We start from the raw sequence: 18,407 nt of genomic DNA, 5'->3' as shown, positions 1-18,407 counted from the left end.
CAGTCATTCATCTCCATGTACGAGTTATCTAAAGGAAAATGATGGATAACATCCAGCAGCCCGCCGCAGTGGAAGAGACCACTGTCGCGGCTAAGAAGACCCGCCGTCGCCGCAAGGCGAAGCGCACGCTTGCTGGCGTCTTTGCATTGAGCATCGGGCTTACCGGCGCAGGTGTCTTGGCTTCCGCCCTGACCCCTGACGCACAGGTGGCCACCGCCGCAAAGGATGACCAGGCACTCGTTCAAGAGGGCAAGGACATCTACGAAGTCGCTTGTATCACCTGCCACGGTGCGAACCTGCAGGGTATCCAGGACCGTGGTCCTTCCCTCGTTGGTATTGGCGCCGGCTCCGTGTACTTCCAGGTTCACTCCGGCCGTATGCCGATGATGTCCAACGACGCTCAGGCTGAGCGCAAGACTCCGCGCTACACCGAGCAGCAGACCCTGGCGCTTGCCGCCTACGTCGCTGCCAACGGTGGCGGTGCCGACATCGTCTACGACGAGGACGGCTCTGTTGCGCAGGAGTCCCTGCGTGGTGCTAATTACAACGGCCAGATCCAGGCCGAGGACGTAGCAAAGGGCTCCGAGCTCTTCCGTATGAACTGCGCGTCCTGCCACAACTTCACCGGTAGGGGAGGCGCTCTTTCCTCCGGTAAGTTCGCTCCGCCGCTCGACCCGGCCAACGAGCAGGAGATCTACCAGGCAATGCTGACCGGTCCGCAGAACATGCCTAAGTTCTCTGACCGTCAGCTGACCGCAGATGAGAAGAAGGACATCATCGCCTACCTCAAGTCTGCGAAGGAAACCCCGTCTCCGGCTGGTTGGTCGCTTGGCGGCCTCGGCCCGGTGGCTGAGGGCCTGGCAATGTGGATTATCGGCATCAGCCTTCTGTGCGTTGCCGCTATGTGGATTGGATCTCGCTCATGAGCAACGTAAAGAAGAATTACTCTCGTAAAGAGCTCGATGCTATGAGCAACGACGAGCTCGCAGCGCTCGGTACCGAGCTGGATGATGTGACCGTCGCATTCCGCAAGGAGCGCTTCCCAGTCGAGGGCGATCCCGCTGAGAAGCGCGCTGCTGGCAATGTCACCTTCTGGCTGATCATCTCCGTCCTGATGGGTATCGCTTTCCTCGGCGTGTACCTCTTCTGGCCGTGGGAGTACAAGATGTTGGGTGAGGATGGCCTGTGGTGGCACACCCTGTACACCCCGCTGCTTGGCCTGACCTCCGGTCTGTGCATCCTGGGCCTGGGCTTTGCCATTGTTCAGTACGTCAAGAAGATTCTCCCCGAGGAGATTTCCGTTCAGCGTCGTCACGATGGCCCCTCTGATGAGGTTGACCGTCGCACGCTGACCGCGCTGCTGAATGATTCCTGGACCACCTCGACTCTGGGTCGTCGTAAGACCATCATGGGTCTGCTCGGTGGTGCTGGCGTTCTCTTCGGCTTGACCGTTATCGCTCCGCTCGGCGGTGCTATCAACAACCCGTGGAAGAAGCGCCACGACCTGGACTACGCCGGTGATGGCACCCTGTGGACCTCCGGTTGGACCATGCACGAGAAGGGCGTCAAGCTCTACCTCGCACGCGACACCGGTACCATCGCCGAAAAGCACGAAGGGGAGTCCGGCTCTCACTACACCACCCGTGGCGTCACCCGCCTGGTGCGTGTGCGCCCGGAGGATCTGGCTGCCGGTGGTATGGAGACTGTCTTCCCGTTGGCTGCTGAGGATGTCAACGATGGTGCTGAGTACTCTGAGGATAAGGACGTCTACACCAACCACATGCACTCCATCCATGGCAACCGTAACGCCGTGATGCTCATCCGCCTGCGCAACGATGACGCCAAGAAGGCCATCGAGCGCAAGGGGCAGGAAGACTTCCACTACGGCGATTACTACGCCTACTCCAAGATTTGTACCCACATTGGTTGCCCGACCTCGTTGTACGAGGCTCAGACCAACCGTATTCTTTGCCCGTGCCACCAGTCGCAGTTCGATGCTCTGCACTACGGCAAGCCGGTCTTCGGCCCAGCCGCCCGTGCGCTGCCGCAGCTGCCGATTGACGTGGATGAAGAGGGCTACCTCATTGCTAAGGGCAACTTCATCGAGCCCGTCGGACCTGCATTCTGGGAGCGTAAGTCATAATGAGTAACAAACTTGCACAGATGGGTAACAACATGGACGAGCGGTACTCCGCTGCCGGCGTCCTGCGTACCCAGCTCAACAAAGTCTTTCCCACTCACTGGTCCTTCATGCTCGGTGAGATGGCACTGTACAGCTTCATCATCTTGGTGCTGACCGGCATCTACTTGGCGCTGTTCTTCGATCCTTCCATCACGAAGGTCATCTACGACGGCGGCTACACTCCGCTGAACGGCGTCGAGATGTCCCGCGCTTATGCAACCGCGCTGGATATTTCCTTTGAGGTGCGCGGCGGCCTGTTCGTTCGCCAGATGCACCACTGGGCAGCACTCATGTTCATGATGTCCATGATTGCCCACATGCTGCGTATCTTCTTCACCGGCGCGTTCCGTCGCCCGCGTGAGGCCAACTGGATTATCGGTTGCGCTCTGATCCTGCTGGGCATGGTCGAGGGCTTCCTCGGTTACTCCCTCCCGGATGACCTGCTCTCCGGTGTTGGTCTGCGAATCATGTCCGCCATCATCCTGGGTCTGCCGATCATCGGCACCTGGCTGCACTGGGCCATCTTCGGTGGCGACTTCCCGTCCGACCTGATGCTGGACCGCTTCTACATCCTGCACGTGCTGGTTATCCCGGGCATCATCCTGGGCCTCATCGCAGCGCACCTCATCATGGTCTGGTTCCAGAAGCACACCCAGTTCCCTGGACCGGGGCGCGCTGAGAACAACGTTGTCGGTGTCCGCATTATGCCGGTCTTCGCCACGAAGGCCATCGGCATGGGCATGATGGTTGCTGGCGTGCTGGCTCTTATTTCCGGCCTGATGACGATTAACGCCATCTGGAACCTTGGCCCGTACAACCCGTCCCAGGTCTCCGCTGGTTCCCAGCCGGATATTTACATGCTGTGGACTGACGGTGTTGCTCGTGTCATGCCGGCATGGGAGCTCTACATCGGCAACTACACCATCCCGTCTGCGTTCTGGGTTGCACTGCTCTGTGGCCTGATGGTTGTCCTGCTCTTCGCCTACCCCTTCATCGAGAAGAAGCTGACGGGCGATGACGCTCACCACAACCTTCTGCAGCGCCCGCGCGACGTGCCGGTTCGCTCCGCTATCGGTGCGGCTGCCATCGTCTTCTTCCTGCTGGTAACGCTGTCTGGTGGTAACGACCACGTGGCACACTTCTTCCAGATCTCGCTGAATGCGATGACCTGGGTTGGCCGCATCGGTCTGATTGTCCTGCCGCCGATTGCATACTTCATGACCTACCGCATCTGCGTTGGTCTGCAGCGCTCCGACCGCGAGGTACTGGAGCACGGTATTGAGACCGGCGTTATTAAGCAGCTGCCGAACGGTGCCTTCATCGAGGTTCACCAGCCGCTCGGCCCGGTCGATGACCACGGCCACCCGATTCCGCTCGAGTACGCTGGCGCCCAGGTTCCGAAGCAGCTTAACCAGCTTGGTCTGGCTGACTCCGAGACGCAGGGTATCTTCTCCAGCGACGACCCGGCTATCGTGTCCCGCGTCAATGAGATTCGTCACGAGAACCACGCTGAGGAGACGGAGATGTTCCGTCAGCTCAACGAGGCTAACCGTCGCGATGACGAGGAGAATGGCCGCATCTAGCGCCTTCACTCACTGAAACACGCTCACAGAGCCCGCACCGCCTTCCGCATAATAGGGAGGGGTGCGGGCTTTCAGCGTCTTATTGCATGAGGTGTATTAGGTGAAGTCCCGTGAGCCTTTGGCTGACCGTCCGCGACGGGCATTTGCGGTCTTCCGCTTGCTTGGTTTCCCTCAAGCTGTGATCTCCGCGAAGTAGGTGGGGTAAGGGGGGCGTTCTGGCCGTGCGCGTGCGGCGCGGATAGAGCGCAATCTTGCCCCTTATGCGAGCCACTGGCACGTGCTAGTGGGGCTAGAGGAAGGGGCAGTGAGCCCTTGTGCATTCCATAATCTGTGTCGCTCTAGGCAGAGCGAACAGCGTTGGGAGAGCTACAAGGGAAGAGGATGGGGCAAATACTGAGACAAGCGGCGAGCCCTAGAATTCCTCATTCCCTTAGGCTTCGCGCGTCCTTAGTAGTTGATTTCAAACGGTGCGCCAGGTCTCTCTTGGCCGGAATCGCTGTGTTGAGCGTCGTGCGTGACTGGACAGTGCGCTTTCCGCGCTTCTCTTTCTATATATATGGCTACTGTTGCATCGGCGTTGGTCGCGAGTGATGGGAGGCGGAATGAGTGCGGGCCTGGGAGGGTGGATTTCCTACTGCGACTAGTGTCGTTTGAGGCCCGGGTGGGAGTTGGTGGTGGGTCAAATGGGGCTTTTGTTAAAGCGCATTACGGCTGTGTGATGAAGGTTACATGGCCAGTTTTGCGGAGCTTTCTCTTTCTCGTAGTGTGGCAATGGTCTAGGGGTCGGTGCGTGTTTCTGAGCCCCTGATACCGCTGCTCAGGGCATGCTTCCGGCGATAGTTATTGCGCATTGGAGTGGCAAAGTTTTGCACTATGTCGTTTAGGTTGCCATTTGATAACAGGACGGTAACGGAGTCGGTTTTGCGTTTCTGACTCGACATCGCTTGTGATGGTTTCGTAACCTATTCGAGACATTGAGTTACCGACACGGCGTACACATCACCGGTGCTCAATTACGAACTGAAGATTTAAGCGCCGCGTCTGGCCCCTCCTAAAAATTCGGGGGGCCGAGTGGAGATGGCTCTACAGGAATGGGTCATCGTCGAACACTAGGCCCGTCCCTTGGGTCAGAGCTTTCGTCCGCGTTGCAAAGAAGATAAACACAAGATATGTCTTCTTGGCGGAGAAAGTAGGCGCGCAGGAAGATTTGGAGTTTAAATTCGTGGCTAAGCACCGTCGTCAGGGCAACCTGAACACCCGTCGCATTGCATCCACCGCTGCTGTCGCAGCAACCGCAGCAGTTGTCACCCCAGCAGCCGCCAACGCCGCCGAGGTTGTCGTTCCGAACACCGACATCCGCTTCGAGGTTGCCGGCCTGGAGAACGTCCCGAACATTCAGCAACTTCCGAACGTTGACCGCTACATCCCGGCTTTCAAGGCTAACCAGGGTGGCGGCTACGCCGCTGCTGTTGAGACCCCGGCCGCTGCAGCACCGGCCCCGGCGCCGTCCCAGTCTGTTGGCGAGAAGGTCCTCGCAGCCGCTCGTTCTGCAATCGGTTCCCCGTACGTCTACGGTGCTAATGGTCCGAGCGCCTTCGATTGCTCTGGCCTGACCTCCTGGGCCTACCAGCAGGCTGGCGTGTCCATCCCGCGCACCTCCCAGGCGCAGGCTTCCGCCGGTACCCCGGTGTCCCTCGATGCGCTCCAGCCGGGCGACATCATCGTGTACTACTCCGGTGCATCCCACGTCGGCATCTACACCGGCAATGGCACCATCATTGACGCTCTTAACTCCGGCACCCCGGTGGGCGAGCGCTCCCTGCACTACATGCCGATTCACTCCGCAGTTCGCTTCTAAGCGCACTGGGTAGTCTTTTCAACCCCTTCCGCTACTCTTGCCATGTTGATGGTGAGGGCAGGGAAGGGGTTCGGCTATTCTTGTAGCCGTTATGCTTTTGCTCGACTGAGGGTATAATTCAGTCAGCTATTAACCGTCTCTAAGTTTCGGGGGTATCCATGTCGCGTCGAGGCCTTGCGTGTGCGGTCGCTGCACTTGCCTTGAGTACGGTTCCAGTTGCCGTCCTGTCACCATCGGCTGTGTCCCAGGAGATTTCTCCCGAGCAGCAGGAAAGCACCCCGCAAGCGCAGGAGGCTGAAGACCTCCCTGGCCTCATTGAGCGTATGGCGGACGTTGCCCAGCGTGTGTCTGCCAAGGGTGAAGAGGTCAAGGGGCTTGAGGATGAGCTCGCCGAGTCGGAGAAGAACATCGAAGAGTTGGACCGCAAGGCCGAGGAAGCGCACCGCAGTTCCGAAGACGCCTCCGCGGCGGTAGCTGCGCAACAGGAACGCATCGATGCGCTCGCGCAAAAGCGTTACCGCAGGAATGCTGAATCGACCTCGGTCTCGGCTGCTCTGAACGCCAATGACGTTGCCAGTGCGGTCGAGCGCATGGGCTACCTGGGGGCCTTGTCCAAGGCTGCGAAACGTGAAGAAGATGCGATGGTAGCTGCCTCTGCCGCCGCCGCTGATGCGCACCAGGAAGCTGTCGATGCTGCCGAGGAGGCCCGCCGCAAGCGTGATGAATTGCAGGAACAGCGGGATACTGTTCTCAAGGAAAAGGCCGAGCTGGAGGAACAGCAGAAGGAACTAGAAGCGACCATTGATGGCCTCAGCCCTGAAGCCAGGGAGGCGTGGGTTCAGCACTTCGGCGGGTCTTCCGGTCTTGACCTAGCCGCGTTGGCTGATGGCTCTGGCTCCGCCGCGGTCGAGGCCGCACTCACCCGCATCGGCGCTCCCTATGGGTGGGGTGCAACTGGTCCCGATACCTTTGACTGTTCGGGTCTTATGGTGTGGAGCTACCAACAGATGGGCAAGAGCATTCCGCGTACCTCGCAGGCGCAGCTTGCCGGCGGCACCCCAGTGCCGATGGATCAGCTGCAACCAGGGGATATCGTGGGCTACTATCCCGGCGTCACTCACGTGGGAATGTACATCGGTGATGGCCAAGTGGTGCACGCTTCCACCTACGGCGTACCGGTTGCCGTGGTGCCGCTTAATTCCATGCCCGTCCAAGGCGCCGTTCGCTACTAGGTTATGGCGCGCACCCTCCTCGTCACCAATGACTTTCCGCCCACCATCGGCGGGATCCAGTCCTATCTTCGAGATTTTCTAGCCACCCTCAACCCACAGGATGTCGTGGTCTTCGCGTCGACTCAAGATCGTGACGCTGCCGCGGAGTATGACGCGACGCTGCCCTATACCGTGGTCCGTTGGCCACGCAGCATTATGTTGCCGACGCCCGCCACAGCTCGTCGTATGCAGCAGCTCATTCGTGAACACAACATTGAGGCAGTCTGGTTTGGTGCTGCAGCTCCGCTGGCACTCATGGCGCCGTCCGCGCGTGCGGCTGGGGTGAGACGCATTGTGGCAACGACGCACGGGCATGAGGTGGGGTGGTCCATGCTTCCCTTGGCGCGGCAAGCCTTGCGCAGAATGGGTCAGAATGCCGATGTCATCACGTATATCTCTGAGTACACGCGCAACAGGCTCGAGCCCGCGCTCGGCACCCGTGCCCAGTGGGTGCACCTGCCCTCAGCGGTCAACCTGGAGGATTTCACCCCGGCTACCACGGAAGAGAAACAAGCAGCACGGGAGCACTTTGGGCTAGGCCCAGGCCCGGTCATCGTCTGCATCTCCCGCCTGGTCCCGCGGAAAGGCCAAGACCAGCTGCTGCGCGCAATGCCGGAGGTGTGCGCGCGTATTCCGGATGCCCAGTTGCTCATTATCGGGCGCGGTCGCTATGAGGCGACTGTGCGTGAGCTTGCGCGCCTGTACTGCCCGGACGCCGTGGTGCAGGAAGCACGGGATACGGCGGAATTGCGGATGGCGCTACACGCAGCCGACGTGTTTGCCATGCCGGCGCGCACCCGCGGTGGCGGCCTTGACGTCGAAGGCCTGGGAATTGTCTACCTAGAGGCGCAAGCGGCGGGCCTGCCAGTGGTTGCGGGGGATTCCGGCGGCGCGCCGGAGACGGTAACGCCGGAGACGGGCATTGTTGTGCGCGGTTCCTCAGTGCCGGAGCTTGAGCAAGCGTTGTGCACGCTGCTTGGCGACGTCCCCGGAGCCCACCGTATGGGGGAAGCTGGGCGTCACCACGTGGAAGAGCATTGGACGTGGGAGATTATGGGTGCACGATTGCGTGAGGTTCTTGAATGTGATCGTGAGCAGGACGCGGTATATCCTACTAGTCATGCTTGAACACACTCCCTCCGCTGAAGGCGGCCACGCTGGCCTCACCATCGGGTTCGATATCGGTGGAACCAACCTGCGTGCTGCGGTGATTGATCCCTCCGGAGAGATTGTGGATTCGCTGAGTGTGCCCACCGCCACGGATGCGCAAACACTTGAAGATGACATCGTGCGCTGCGTAGATAATCTGGCCGCATCCCATGATATCGAGGCCGTGGGGCTTGCTCTCGCAGGCTTTTTGGATCCCGAGTGTGAAGTCGTTCGTTTCGCACCGCATTTGCCGTGGCGTGATGCCCCAGTACGAGAGATCCTCAGCAACCGTGTGGACGTCCCGGTTCGCCTAGAACACGATGCTAACTCGGCTGCTTGGGGGGAATGGCGCTTCGGTGCTGGCCGGGGTGCGAAGGACTGGGTCTTTTTTGCCGTGGGAACCGGCATTGGTGCCACGCTTTTTACAGACGGCACAATCTACCGAGGAGCTTTCGGTACCGCACCAGAGTTTGGGCACCTTGTCGTGTCACCGGGTGGGCGCCTGTGCTCCTGCGGCAAGCGTGGTTGCCTCGAGCGTTACGCCTCCGGCACCGCATTGCCGGATACCTGCGAGGATCTGCGCGGCGAGTATGACACCAGCCTTCCGGAAAACCCTTCCGGGGAGGAAATCACCGCTGCTGCCCGGCAGGGCGATCCCTTGGGGCTGGCCGTCATGGAGAACTTCGGCCACTGGCTCGGGCAGGGGTTGTCCATGGTGGCAGATGTGCTCGATCCTGAGCTGATTGTAATCGGCGGCGGGGTGTCCCAGGACGCGGATCTTTACCTGGATAGAGCGCGGGAGTCCATGGCTAGCCAGATTGTCGGGGCCGGTCACAGGCCCCTGGCCCGAGTCGCAACCGCGAAGTTGGGTTCTGCGGCAGGTATGATCGGAGTCGCTGATCTCGCCCGCCAGGAGCACCGAGGTTAACACCGCACATTTTTCTTTCACCGGGCAGCACCGCCTGTTCGGCACATACAGATAGGACTATAAGCGATGCGAAACAAGTGGTACTGGGCCTTCAAGCACATCTTTTTCGGCCCGGCCCTTCGAGTGTGGAACCGCCCATGGTCCGAAGGAATGGAACGCATCCCGGAGTCCGGCCCGGCTATCTTGGCCTCCTCCCACCAAGCGGTGATGGATTCCTTCTACTTCCCGCTTCTGTGCCCACGGCAGATTACCTTCTTGGCAAAGAGCGAGTATTTCACTACCCCCGGCTTCGTCGGACGCCTGCAAAAGTGGTTCTTTAGCTCGGTCGGGCAGGTGCCGATTGACCGCGTCAACAAGGATGCTAGTGACGCGATGCTGGCGAGCGCGGAACGCATTATCGGCCGCGGAGATCTCTTTGGCATCTACCCGGAGGGAACTCGCTCGCCTGATGGGCGTATCTACAAGGGGCGCACCGGCATGGCGCGCATCGCGCTGACCACGGGTGAAAAGGTCATTCCGATCGCCATGATCAATACCCGGAAGGCCAACCCGATCGGTTCGTGGATTCCGCGCCCAGTTCGCGTCGGCATGCGCGTGGGAGAGCCCATCGACCCCCGAGCATGGGCCGCTGAGCGCAATCTCGACCCGCAAGATCACGCCACCGCTCGTGCCTTTACGGATTACGTGATGAAGCAACTCTCGGAGATGACGGGCGAACCTTATGTCGACGTGTACGCTTCCGATGTCAAGGCTTCCCTGCAAGCCGGACACGGCTACCCGGAAGGGGCCGAGCCCGGTTCGGAGGCGCGGTAATCAGTGACTTCCTCCCCCAAACAGCGATTAGCCTGGCCCGATGTAGCAAAGGGGATCTCCATCCTGGGCGTCGTGCTGTTACACATCACGCTCACAGTTCCAGAATCCAAAGACACGTGGCTGGCTGCCTTCAACGTGTGGCTGGACCCCTTGCGTTTGCCTTTGTTCTTTTTGGTGAGCGGCTTCTTCGCACAAAAGGTGTTTCGCTTCAGCTTCGCAGAGCTTTTCACGCGCCGCCTGTGGTACTTCCTCGTGCCTTATGTCGTGTGGATGCTCGTGGAGCTGCAGACTAAGCGTGTGGAGTACCACTGGGTATTCGGAGATCCTATTTTCGATGTTGATCAGATGGCCGCGAGCCTCCTAGTGGGGCATTCCATGGCATGGTTCCTGCATGCGCTGATTCTGTTCAATATCTTCCTCTGGTGCGTGCGCAAGCTGCCCGGGTGGGCAGCGATGGCGTTGAGCTTTACCCCGATTCTGTTCATCGCTTGGCAGGCGCAGTACACCTCGATTGCAAAAGCCATCATGTTCCTCCCGGTATTCGTTGGTGCCGCCTATTTCCGGGATGCCATTGCTGCATTCGCCTCCGCCATCGAGGCACCGTTTAGGGGAACGTGGGATCACCGTAGTTTCTGGGCATATTCCGGGATGACCGTGGCCTATGCCATCGGATTTTTCACCCGCCGCGCGTGGGATAACTACTCAGGGGAAGTCGATGTCACTTGGTTGCTACCTGGTGCGGAAGCGCTGGTGCGGGATGATGTTCACATCCTCGTCCGCCTGGTAGAGCAGTTCTTCGAGGTTCCGGTAGGAATCGCCGTGGCGGTAGCGGTGTCTTATATTCCGGTCTTGTCCACCGGCCTGCGTTTTATCGGTTCGCACACGCTGCCCATCTACCTGGGGCACCCCATCGGCCTGACCGTTCTTTATGGCTACCCCATGGCACTCCACCCACGGGAGGTCACCCTGGCGGGTCAATGGCCGCTGGAAAACACCTGGTTCTGGCTCAGCATGTGCGTGCTCTATTGCGCTGTTGCGTCCTTGGCCCTATGGGCCCTAGGCAAGGTACCCGTTGTGGGCTGGACGCTGACCCCACCGCCGATCGGAGCCAGTCGGCGGAAGAAGGAACCTTCCTCCGCAGGTGTGAGCTTGAGCCAGCAGCTCAACGCAACGAGGAATACGACAAGCAAGAAGTAGTCATTGCCCGGAATCTGCTGCCACCACGACCACGTCAGTTCGAGTTGCTCACCGTGGGGGACAAGCCAGTGACCGCGGGCTAGAAGAACCAGCCATGTGAGGCTGGCAATGACCCAGCGGCGGCGGGCAGTCAGATACACCGCCGCCAAGCACAGCCACGTGAAGTGGTGCGACCACGAGACAGGTGAACACAGCAGCGCTGTCGACGAGGCTAGCAGCAGAAGCTCAATCTGTGAGGATGTGTGCTCCATGGCCCACCACAACGTCGCCACGATGATGAGGCACCCGACTATCCAGAGGGCTGTTGCCTGCTCAGGGATGACGCGGCTGAGCAGGCCCCGGAGGGATTGGTTGCTGGAGTAGGTCAGTGTGCCGATGCGGGAGGAATCCCGGATGGTATCTCCCCAATACACCGTGGAGCTTGCCGGCGAAGCGAGGTGGCCCACCACGCCGCAGACCGCAAAGGAACCTAGGGCCGTAGCGAAAGCACGCCACTCGCGGCGGACGAAAAAGACCGCAAGGAAGACCGCCGGGGTCAGTTTGATAGCCATAGCCACGCCGCTAAGGGCCCCACGCCACGGGCTCCGCGAGTTCAGCAGCAGGCAATCGACAACGACCATCGCCGTCAACAGGAGATTTACTTGGCCGAAGCTGAGAGTATCGATAACGGGCTCGCACAGCAGACACGCACATAGCGCCCACGAAGACCACCAGCCGGGCCTGTGAGTGGTGCAACTCCGAGAAAGGACGGCGTAGAGGCAGCCCCAGAGCGCTGCCACCGATGCCGCAGTGAGGAGAACTGAGAGTAGCCACAGCGGTATCCACGACACCACGGCAAAGAGCACTGCGGCAAAAGGCGGGTACGTAAAGGGCAGTGAGACGCCGTTGTCGAGCACATAGCTTTGCGTGTAGAGATTCTCTCCGCGCAGCAGAGCGCGCCCTCCTTCGCGATATACATCGAGGTCAACGTGGTAATAGGGAAGCACGGAGCCGCCGCTGAATAACGCTGCAGGCTGGATAATCCACGGTAGGGCTGCCAGCCCAGCGATTATCAGGGGGAGAAAGGGAGAGGAAAGGGCTTTCTTCACGCCGCTGAGTATAGGCCCCCAGTGGCACGGCAGCTCTAGGCGGCAGACTAGGATACGGGACGTGCGCTACTTCTACGACACCGAATTCATTGAGGACGGATCGACCATCGAGCTGGTCTCCATCGGAATTGTCGGGGAAGACGGAAGCGAGTACTACGCGGTGTCCACAGATTTCGACCCCGCGAAGGCTAATGCGTGGGTGCGGGAGAACGTCTTGGATAAATTGCCAAGCCCCGCAGACCCAGTTTGGAAATCACGTGAGACCATCCGCGAAGAGCTCTTGAAATTCTTGGGCCGGCATTCCACGCCCATCGAGCTGTGGGCTTGGGTAGGAGCCTACGACCACGTGGTCCTTGCACAACTGTGGGGAGATATGGCTAGCCTGCCCAAGGGGATGCCGCGCTATACCCGGGAACTGAAGCAGTATTGGGAGTTTGCTGGCCGCCCTAAGCTGCCTCCAGTACCCAATGGCAACCACGATGCGTTGGTCGACGCCCGCCATAATCTGGCTAAGTTTCGAGTCTGCGAGCAGTATTTGCCGCTGACTAGGGGCAACCGCGTGCATTAACCGTGAATTAATACCGCAGCCGAAAAGTTCATTAACTAACGCATGACAGGCCCAAGATGGTTAAATACTGGGTGTGAGTTGGACAGTAGATATTCCCAAAGAAGTGCTTCCTGATTTGCCGCCGCTGCCGGAGGGGATCAATGAGAAGTTCCAAGATGCCATTTCCCGCGAGGCAAAGCAGCAACCGAGCTGGGATCAGCTGCAGGCTGATAACGTGCGCAAGATTCTTGAATCCGTCCCACCTATCGTTGTGGCCCCGGAGATCGAAGAACTCAAGCGCAAGCTTGCCGACGTCGCCTTGGGCAAAGCCTTCCTCCTCCAGGGCGGCGATTGCGCCGAGACCTTCGAATCCAACACTGAGCCGCACATCCGTGGCAACATCAAGACGTTGCTACAGATGGCCGTGGTGTTGACCTACGGCGCGTCCACTCCGGTAGTGAAACTGGGGCGTATCGCCGGCCAGTACGCGAAGCCGCGCTCCTCTGATCTGGACGCGAACGGCTTGTACAACTACCGCGGTGACATCGTCAACGGCGTGGAAGCTAACGAAGAGTCCCGCCGCCATGATCCCGCCCGCATGATTCGCGCCTACGCGAACTCCTCGGCGGCAATGAACCTGGTCCGCGCGCTGACCCACTCCGGAACCGCTGACCTGTACCGCCTCCACGAGTGGAACCGCGAATTCGTGGCCAACTCCCCGGCGGGTGCACGCTACCAGGCGCTGGCGGATGAGATTGAGAACGGCTTAGCCTTCATGAATGCCTGTGGGGTTTCGGACGAGACCCTGCGCTCGGCGGAGATTTACTGCTCCCACGAGGCGTTGCTGAAGGACTACGAGCGTTCCATGCTCCGACTGGGCACGGATCTCAACGGCGAAACGAAGCTTTATGACTTATCCGCACACCAGCTGTGGATTGGTGAGCGTACCCGTGGTCTTGAGGACTTCCACGTGGCCTTTGCTTCCATCATCGGTAACCCCGTGGGCATCAAGCTTGGCCCTGGCGTGACGCCGGAGCAGGCAGTGGAATACGCGGAGAAGCTTGACCCGAACCGTGAGCCGGGCCGCCTCACCATGATTGCCCGTATGGGCCACGATAAGGTGCGCTCCGTGCTGCCCCCGATCATCAAGGCAGTGGAGGACTCCGGCCACAAGGTTGTGTGGCAGTCCGATCCTATGCACGGAAATACCTTCACGGCATCGAATGGTTACAAGACCCGCCACTTCGACAAGATCGTCGACGAGGTCCAAGGCTTCTTCGAGGTCCACCGTGAACTGGGCACCCACCCGGGCGGCGTGCACCTGGAGTTCACCGGTGAGGACGTCACCGAGTGCCTTGGCGGCGCTGAGGACATCACGGATGTGGATCTGCCGGGCCGCTACGAGTCTGCCGTGGACCCGCGCCTAAACACCCAGCAATCGCTGGAGCTGTCCTTCCTTATCGCTGAGATGCTGCGCAACTAGTACGGCCTCCAGAGAATCGGCCACGTGCCGTATTCTCCGGAGCCGAACCACCAAGCCGCCACGGCGATGGCCAAGGTGGCGAGGCCGACGAGGACGAGGAAGCCAATGAGGGCAATCGCGCTGCGGTTGCTCAAGGGCCGTTCTTCCGGCTCTTCCTCGGCCCCGGCTGGGGGAACGGGGGCAGAAGGCTCCGGTACCGCAGGGGAGGGTGCCGGGGGCTCGACAGGCGCGGCTGGCGGGAAGAAGGCGTCGTTGCGCGGCTCTACCCGGGTTTCCCGCGTTGGGGGCTGGGGCGCAGGGATAGCTGAGGTCGCTTCAAAGACCCGGGTATTATCCGTGCCCGAAAAATCCGTTGGAACGGCAGCAGTACGTGCGGCAGCTGAGTTCCGCGGAATGGGGACAGTGAACTTCGGGAGCTGTAGCTCGCGGGAGACATCATCCAAGGCATCGAGGAATTCGCCGGCATCCGCAAACCTTTCGGCTGGCTGGCGTGCGGTGGCGGTGGCCACGAGGGCGTCGAAAAGCATGGGTACCCCCTCGATGCGGGAGGAGGGCGCCACCACATCCTCGTGCACGCGCGCGGTGGCGTGCGCCAGCGGGGTATCGCCGTGGAAGGGGACTGTGCCGGTCAATAGTTCAAAGAGCACGATTCCTGCGGAGTACACGTCGGAGGCCGGCGTGATGTCCGCGCCAGTGACCTGCTCGGGGGAGAGGTAGCTGACGGTACCGACGATCTGGCCGGAGCTATCGTGCTCCGCTTTGGCGGAGCGAACCAGACCGAAATCGCCGACCTTGACGCGGTGGCTATCCGTGATCAGAACATTGTCCGGCTTGATATCTCGGTGCACGAGGCCGGCATGGTGGACTTCGGTGAGCCCGGCCAGCACGGAGTGCATGACGCCGGCTGCGGCATGCGGCGGCATGGGTCCGCGTTCCGCAAGGAGCTCGCGCAAGGTACCTCCGGTGATGAGCTCCATGATGAGATAAATGGGTAATCCATCCGCGGAAAAGTCATGCACGGCGACGAGATTGGGGTGGCTCAGCTGCGCCATCGCGCGTGCTTCGCGTTCGAAGCGGGTGACGAAGACGGGATCATCGTGATAGCGCTCATCCATGACCTTGGCGGCCACCGCGCGGCCAAGGCGCATGTCAACGCAGCGATACACGGTGGACATGCCGCCGCGAGCGATCGGCCGATCGATGCGGTAGCGTCCCTCAAGAATGTCGCCCACGTTCAGCCTTGTCATGGATTCCAGTATGGCTGATCGACGCCCCAAAGTGTGATCCGGCTACAGTTGTGTCCGTGACTAAGTCTGAGAAAAACACCGAGAATCCGCACCCAGAACTGCCGCAGCTCCTCGCCGGGGAGAAGCTGCTGACGCTGAAGGAGGTCGCTGAAAGGCTCGATCTCCCGATCACGCGTGTCTTCGATCTTCTCAATGCGCGCAAGTTCATTGTGTGGCGCAATGCCGAGGGAGAGCGTCTCGTTCCGGAAGCATTCTTCAACGCCAAAGGCGTCATTTCCAAGCATGTGTCCGGAGTGATTACGGTCCTCTCCGACAACGGGTGGGGCGACAACGAGATTCTGGCGCACCTATTTACCGAAGATGATTCTTTGCCAGGCCGCCCCATTGACGCGCTGCACGGGCACCTAGCGCGCGAGGTTATTCGGCGCGCACAGGCTTCGGCTTTTTAGAGCCCTCATCGGGCTTCGGGGTCGTGGTGGTGCGTGGAACACCATCGAAAATCCATTGCGTTGCTGACCAAGCTACGACCACCATGGCGATATCCCAGAACCAGTTATAAAGCTGGTGGTTCCCGTCGCCGGCAAAGGCGACGCCGATGAATATGGCCACGCCGGTGGTGAGCTTGATCAAGGGCAATGGCGGGCGGAACGTTCCCATGAGCGTGAGCACGGAGGCGTAGTACCAGGGGAGCGTCACAGAGTTGAAGACGAATGCCACCTGGTAGGCAGCGGCCGTGGCGGCGATAGCCCGGCGCACGCCCATGCGACCCCACCACCATACGAGGACGAGGCCGAGGAGCATGAGGATCATCGCAGCCGAGCGCAGCACGGTGAGTACGCCGTTATAGGTGGTATCCGGGGAGAAGACTTGGATGAGGGGGACGAGAACGTCAGCGAGCAGGGTAGGGCCAGCTAGAGGGTTGATAACCTTGGAATTACCGCTGATCTGTGACAGCCAGCCCCACGAGCTTCCCGACGCCCACGTAATCGCCGCCACCGCCAGTGCGACCTCTACCACGGCAAGGAAGCCGGACAGGAGGAAGACTCCGAAGCGCTTGATGGGCTTCGTCCCCTTCGGGGCCCAGTGGTGCAGCATGAGCCACACGATAAAAGGTGCAGCGAAAATGGCGGTGGCCTTGAGCGAGACTGCCACGCCGACGAGAAGGAGGCTGACATGGAACTTGTGGTGCACTGCGGCAAGCAGACCCAGCGAAACTAGCCCCACCATGACTGATTCGTTGTGCATTCCGCCGATGAGGTGCAAAAGCATCACTGGATTCGCCACGCCCAACCAGAGTGCTAGGGCAGGATCGCCTCCGATGCTTCGGGCTAGCCGTGGAATTGACCAGGCGATAGCTGCAAAACCCAGGACCGAAATTGCCTTGTAAACGATGATGCCCGCGGCGACGTTTTCTCCTACCAGGTGGGTTACACCATTGCCCATCCACAGGTGCAAGGGGCCATAAGGGGTGGTGGTGTTGCGCCAGTCGTGGGAGACCTCCAAGAGGAAGGGGCCAGGGTTCACCGCCGCGCCTTCGACATACGGATCGAAGCCATCACGCACCATCGCACCTTGCATGAGATAGGAATACACATCGCGAGAAGCCAGCGGTGCCGCACACAACAAAGGGGCAACCCAGCACAACAGCATCCGACGAATATCGGACAGCGCGCCGTCTGGTTGTGGGTTCTTCAACTGCGGGGCAATGAAGTAGCGGCCGGCTAAAACCCATGCGGCAACCAAACCGAAAAGGCCAACCCAATAGAGGACCATGCCGATGTTGCGGCCATGGCCATAAGCCAGAAAGCCGATATTGAGCGCCTCAAGGAATCCACCGCGATTGCGGGTAGCGCCACCGGAGAAAGAGGCAAGCGCCAGCACGACAGCGGCGATGATGCCCAAAGGCAGGGGGTGGGGAATGCGCAGGGGCACGCGCGTGGTTGTGGGACGAGCCATGCTACATCCGGCGGGCCGTGGACTTGTGAGCCAGCTCTTCCAGAGTCTCCGTAACCTCGGGGGAAACCTGAGCATTGTGAAGGTGGTCAAGGCCCGAGCGCGTGAGATCGTTGATGCGCTGCTCGACGACATCCGGTGCACCCGAATTCGCAATGATCTGCGCCATGCGGGCAATCTCTGCGGGATCCTCTGTCTGACCGATGAGGCGACGCAATTCCGCAGCCGCGGCGGGATCGGAGGCATCCGCGCGCTGTAGTGCCAAGGACAAGAGGACTGTGCGCTTGCCCTCGCGCAAATCATCACCGGCCGGCTTGCCGGTCACGGCGGGGTCACCGAAGACCCCCAACAAATCATCACGCAGCTGGAAGGCGACCCCGATGTCTTGGCCGTAGCCGCGGAAAGCAGCGACGAGCTTTTCGGGGGCGCCGGCTATGGCTGCGCCTAAGTGCAGGGGGCGCTCAATGGTGTAAGCGGCGGTCTTGAAACGGTTGACGGAATCAGCCAACGTGGCGTCCTCAGAACCTTCCGCTTCGAGACAGATATCCAGCATCTGTCCGCCGATTACCTCGCGGCGCATAGCGCGCCAAGGGGCGCGGGCACGCGCGAGTGCCTCAGGGCTAAGGCCGGAGTCTTGGAGCATGTCTTCCGCCCAGACCAGGGCCATGTCACCCACGAGGATGGCAAGGGACTGGCCGAAGAAATCAGCATCGCCGTGGAAGCCGAGTTCACGATGGCGGGCTGCTACGCCACGGTGAACGGTTGGGTTACCGCGCCGGGTATCGGAGGCATCCACGATGTCATCGTGGATCAGGGCGCAGGCCTGGATGAACTCCAAGGATGTGGCTGCGCGGAGCATGGCCTGCGGGGACTCCGCCCCTTCCAGCCCGCGTGCGCCGATAAAACCTGCCCATGCGTAGAGGGGGCGGATGCGCTTTCCGCCATCCAGCACGAAGGATTCCAAATAGGAAACCGCGTTGGTTACCGGAGCGCCGATGGATGCGATGGCATCACGCTGGCGGTCTAGAAAAAGCGCGAGCTCCTCGCGTACGGCTGCGGGAATTTCGTCCAAGGAAGGTATCTGCGGTGTAGTCACGCTTGCCACTTT

At 60.4% G+C, this 18,407-nt stretch carries 15 protein-coding genes and 1 pseudogene; 12 read left to right on the top strand and 4 right to left on the bottom strand.

Annotated elements, in window-relative coordinates:
* Positions 1 to 38: 38 nt before the first annotated feature.
* The 9 genes and pseudogenes from qcrC to QP999_RS11245 form a co-directional block, all read left to right on the top strand.
* Positions 39 to 926, top strand: coding sequence for a cytochrome bc1 complex diheme cytochrome c subunit (qcrC, locus tag QP999_RS11285; protein WP_284848337.1), 888 nt, complete (start codon positions 39 to 41; stop codon positions 924 to 926).
* Positions 923 to 2,143, top strand: coding sequence for a cytochrome bc1 complex Rieske iron-sulfur subunit (gene qcrA, locus QP999_RS11280; RefSeq protein WP_284848336.1), 1,221 nt, complete (start codon positions 923 to 925; stop codon positions 2,141 to 2,143). The genes qcrC and qcrA overlap by 4 nt, the downstream gene beginning before the upstream one ends.
* Complete coding sequence (gene qcrB / locus QP999_RS11275; protein WP_284848335.1) at positions 2,143 to 3,765, top strand: cytochrome bc1 complex cytochrome b subunit; 1,623 nt, start codon at positions 2,143 to 2,145, stop codon at positions 3,763 to 3,765. Before qcrA ends, qcrB begins: the two co-directional genes overlap by 1 nt.
* A gap of 1,222 nt (positions 3,766 to 4,987) precedes the next feature.
* Positions 4,988 to 5,623, top strand: a complete 636-nt coding sequence (locus QP999_RS11270; protein ID WP_284848355.1) for a C40 family peptidase — start codon at positions 4,988 to 4,990, stop codon at positions 5,621 to 5,623.
* 158 nt (positions 5,624 to 5,781) lie between these two features.
* Entirely contained in the window at positions 5,782 to 6,855 is a 1,074-nt protein-coding gene (locus QP999_RS11265) for a C40 family peptidase (protein WP_284848334.1), read from the top strand.
* A gap of 3 nt (positions 6,856 to 6,858) precedes the next feature.
* Positions 6,859 to 8,022, top strand: a complete 1,164-nt coding sequence (locus QP999_RS11260; RefSeq protein ID WP_284848333.1) for a glycosyltransferase family 4 protein — start codon at positions 6,859 to 6,861, stop codon at positions 8,020 to 8,022.
* Positions 8,015 to 8,971, top strand: coding sequence for an ROK family protein (locus QP999_RS11255; protein WP_284848332.1), 957 nt, complete (start codon positions 8,015 to 8,017; stop codon positions 8,969 to 8,971). The genes QP999_RS11260 and QP999_RS11255 overlap by 8 nt, the downstream gene beginning before the upstream one ends.
* Positions 8,972 to 9,037: 66 nt before the next feature.
* The gene (locus QP999_RS11250; RefSeq protein ID WP_284848331.1) at positions 9,038 to 9,784 is read left to right on the top strand and encodes a lysophospholipid acyltransferase family protein; all 747 of its coding nucleotides are present in this window, start codon (positions 9,038 to 9,040) and stop codon (positions 9,782 to 9,784) included.
* Between the two features lie 3 nt (positions 9,785 to 9,787).
* Positions 9,788 to 10,771: pseudogene (locus QP999_RS11245) on the top strand (acyltransferase family protein); the annotation flags it as partial.
* A 35-nt stretch (positions 10,772 to 10,806) separates the two neighbouring features.
* Here the strand turns inward: QP999_RS11245 and QP999_RS13465 are convergent.
* Positions 10,807 to 12,069, bottom strand: a complete 1,263-nt coding sequence (locus tag QP999_RS13465) for a glycosyltransferase 87 family protein (RefSeq protein WP_502870665.1) — start codon at positions 12,067 to 12,069, stop codon at positions 10,807 to 10,809.
* 61 nt (positions 12,070 to 12,130) lie between these two features.
* On the opposite strand from QP999_RS13465, the gene QP999_RS11235 reads away from it, so the two are divergent.
* A complete protein-coding gene (locus QP999_RS11235; protein WP_284848329.1) occupies positions 12,131 to 12,637 on the top strand; it encodes a polyadenylate-specific 3'-exoribonuclease AS in 507 nt (168 codons plus the stop codon).
* Positions 12,638 to 12,710: 73 nt separating this feature from the next.
* Positions 12,711 to 14,099 carry a class II 3-deoxy-7-phosphoheptulonate synthase gene (locus tag QP999_RS11230; protein WP_284848328.1) on the top strand — a complete coding sequence of 463 codons (1,389 nt, stop codon included), beginning with the start codon at positions 12,711 to 12,713 and terminating at the stop codon, positions 14,097 to 14,099.
* On the opposite strand, the gene QP999_RS11225 is transcribed toward QP999_RS11230, so the two are convergent.
* Positions 14,096 to 15,346, bottom strand: a complete 1,251-nt coding sequence (locus QP999_RS11225) for a protein kinase domain-containing protein (RefSeq protein ID WP_284848327.1) — start codon at positions 15,344 to 15,346, stop codon at positions 14,096 to 14,098. The genes QP999_RS11230 and QP999_RS11225 overlap by 4 nt on opposite strands.
* Positions 15,347 to 15,396: 50 nt before the next feature.
* On the opposite strand from QP999_RS11225, the gene QP999_RS11220 reads away from it, so the two are divergent.
* Positions 15,397 to 15,795 (top strand): Rv2175c family DNA-binding protein, encoded by a 399-nt coding sequence (locus QP999_RS11220; protein WP_070445241.1) that lies wholly within the window; start codon positions 15,397 to 15,399, stop codon positions 15,793 to 15,795.
* Here the strand turns inward: QP999_RS11220 and QP999_RS11215 are convergent.
* Both QP999_RS11215 and QP999_RS11210 read right to left on the bottom strand, forming a co-directional pair.
* Positions 15,764 to 17,302, bottom strand: a complete 1,539-nt coding sequence (locus QP999_RS11215) for an alpha-(1->6)-mannopyranosyltransferase A (RefSeq protein ID WP_284848326.1) — start codon at positions 17,300 to 17,302, stop codon at positions 15,764 to 15,766. The genes QP999_RS11220 and QP999_RS11215 overlap by 32 nt on opposite strands.
* A 1-nt stretch (position 17,303) precedes the next feature.
* Positions 17,304 to 18,395 carry a polyprenyl synthetase family protein gene (locus tag QP999_RS11210; protein ID WP_284848325.1) on the bottom strand — a complete coding sequence of 364 codons (1,092 nt, stop codon included), beginning with the start codon at positions 18,393 to 18,395 and terminating at the stop codon, positions 17,304 to 17,306.
* Between the last annotated feature and the right edge of the window lie 12 nt (positions 18,396 to 18,407).

The organism is Corynebacterium sp. MSK004 (genome assembly GCF_030232515.1).
GTDB lineage: Bacteria > Actinomycetota > Actinomycetes > Mycobacteriales > Mycobacteriaceae > Corynebacterium > Corynebacterium hesseae.
The sequence above is the reverse complement of the archived record's forward strand: the minus strand, read 5'-3'. Positions and strand labels throughout refer to the sequence as shown.

Bases quoted from the DNA above. Each gene is read 5' to 3' on its own strand.
- QP999_RS11250 (WP_284848331.1), top strand. From the start codon at position 9,038: ATGCGAAACAAGTGGTACTGGGCCTTCAAGCACATCTTTTTCGGCCCG.
- qcrA (WP_284848336.1), top strand. From the start codon at position 923: ATGAGCAACGTAAAGAAGAATTACTCTCGTAAAGAGCTCGATGCTATG.
- qcrC (WP_284848337.1), top strand. From the start codon at position 39: ATGATGGATAACATCCAGCAGCCCGCCGCAGTGGAAGAGACCACTGTC.
- QP999_RS11215 (WP_284848326.1), bottom strand. From the start codon at position 17,302: ATGGCTCGTCCCACAACCACGCGCGTGCCCCTGCGCATTCCCCACCCC.
- QP999_RS11225 (WP_284848327.1), bottom strand. From the start codon at position 15,346: ATGACAAGGCTGAACGTGGGCGACATTCTTGAGGGACGCTACCGCATC.
- QP999_RS11260 (WP_284848333.1), top strand. From the start codon at position 6,859: ATGGCGCGCACCCTCCTCGTCACCAATGACTTTCCGCCCACCATCGGC.
- QP999_RS11255 (WP_284848332.1), top strand. From the start codon at position 8,015: ATGCTTGAACACACTCCCTCCGCTGAAGGCGGCCACGCTGGCCTCACC.
- QP999_RS11265 (WP_284848334.1), top strand. From the start codon at position 5,782: ATGTCGCGTCGAGGCCTTGCGTGTGCGGTCGCTGCACTTGCCTTGAGT.
- qcrB (WP_284848335.1), top strand. From the start codon at position 2,143: ATGAGTAACAAACTTGCACAGATGGGTAACAACATGGACGAGCGGTAC.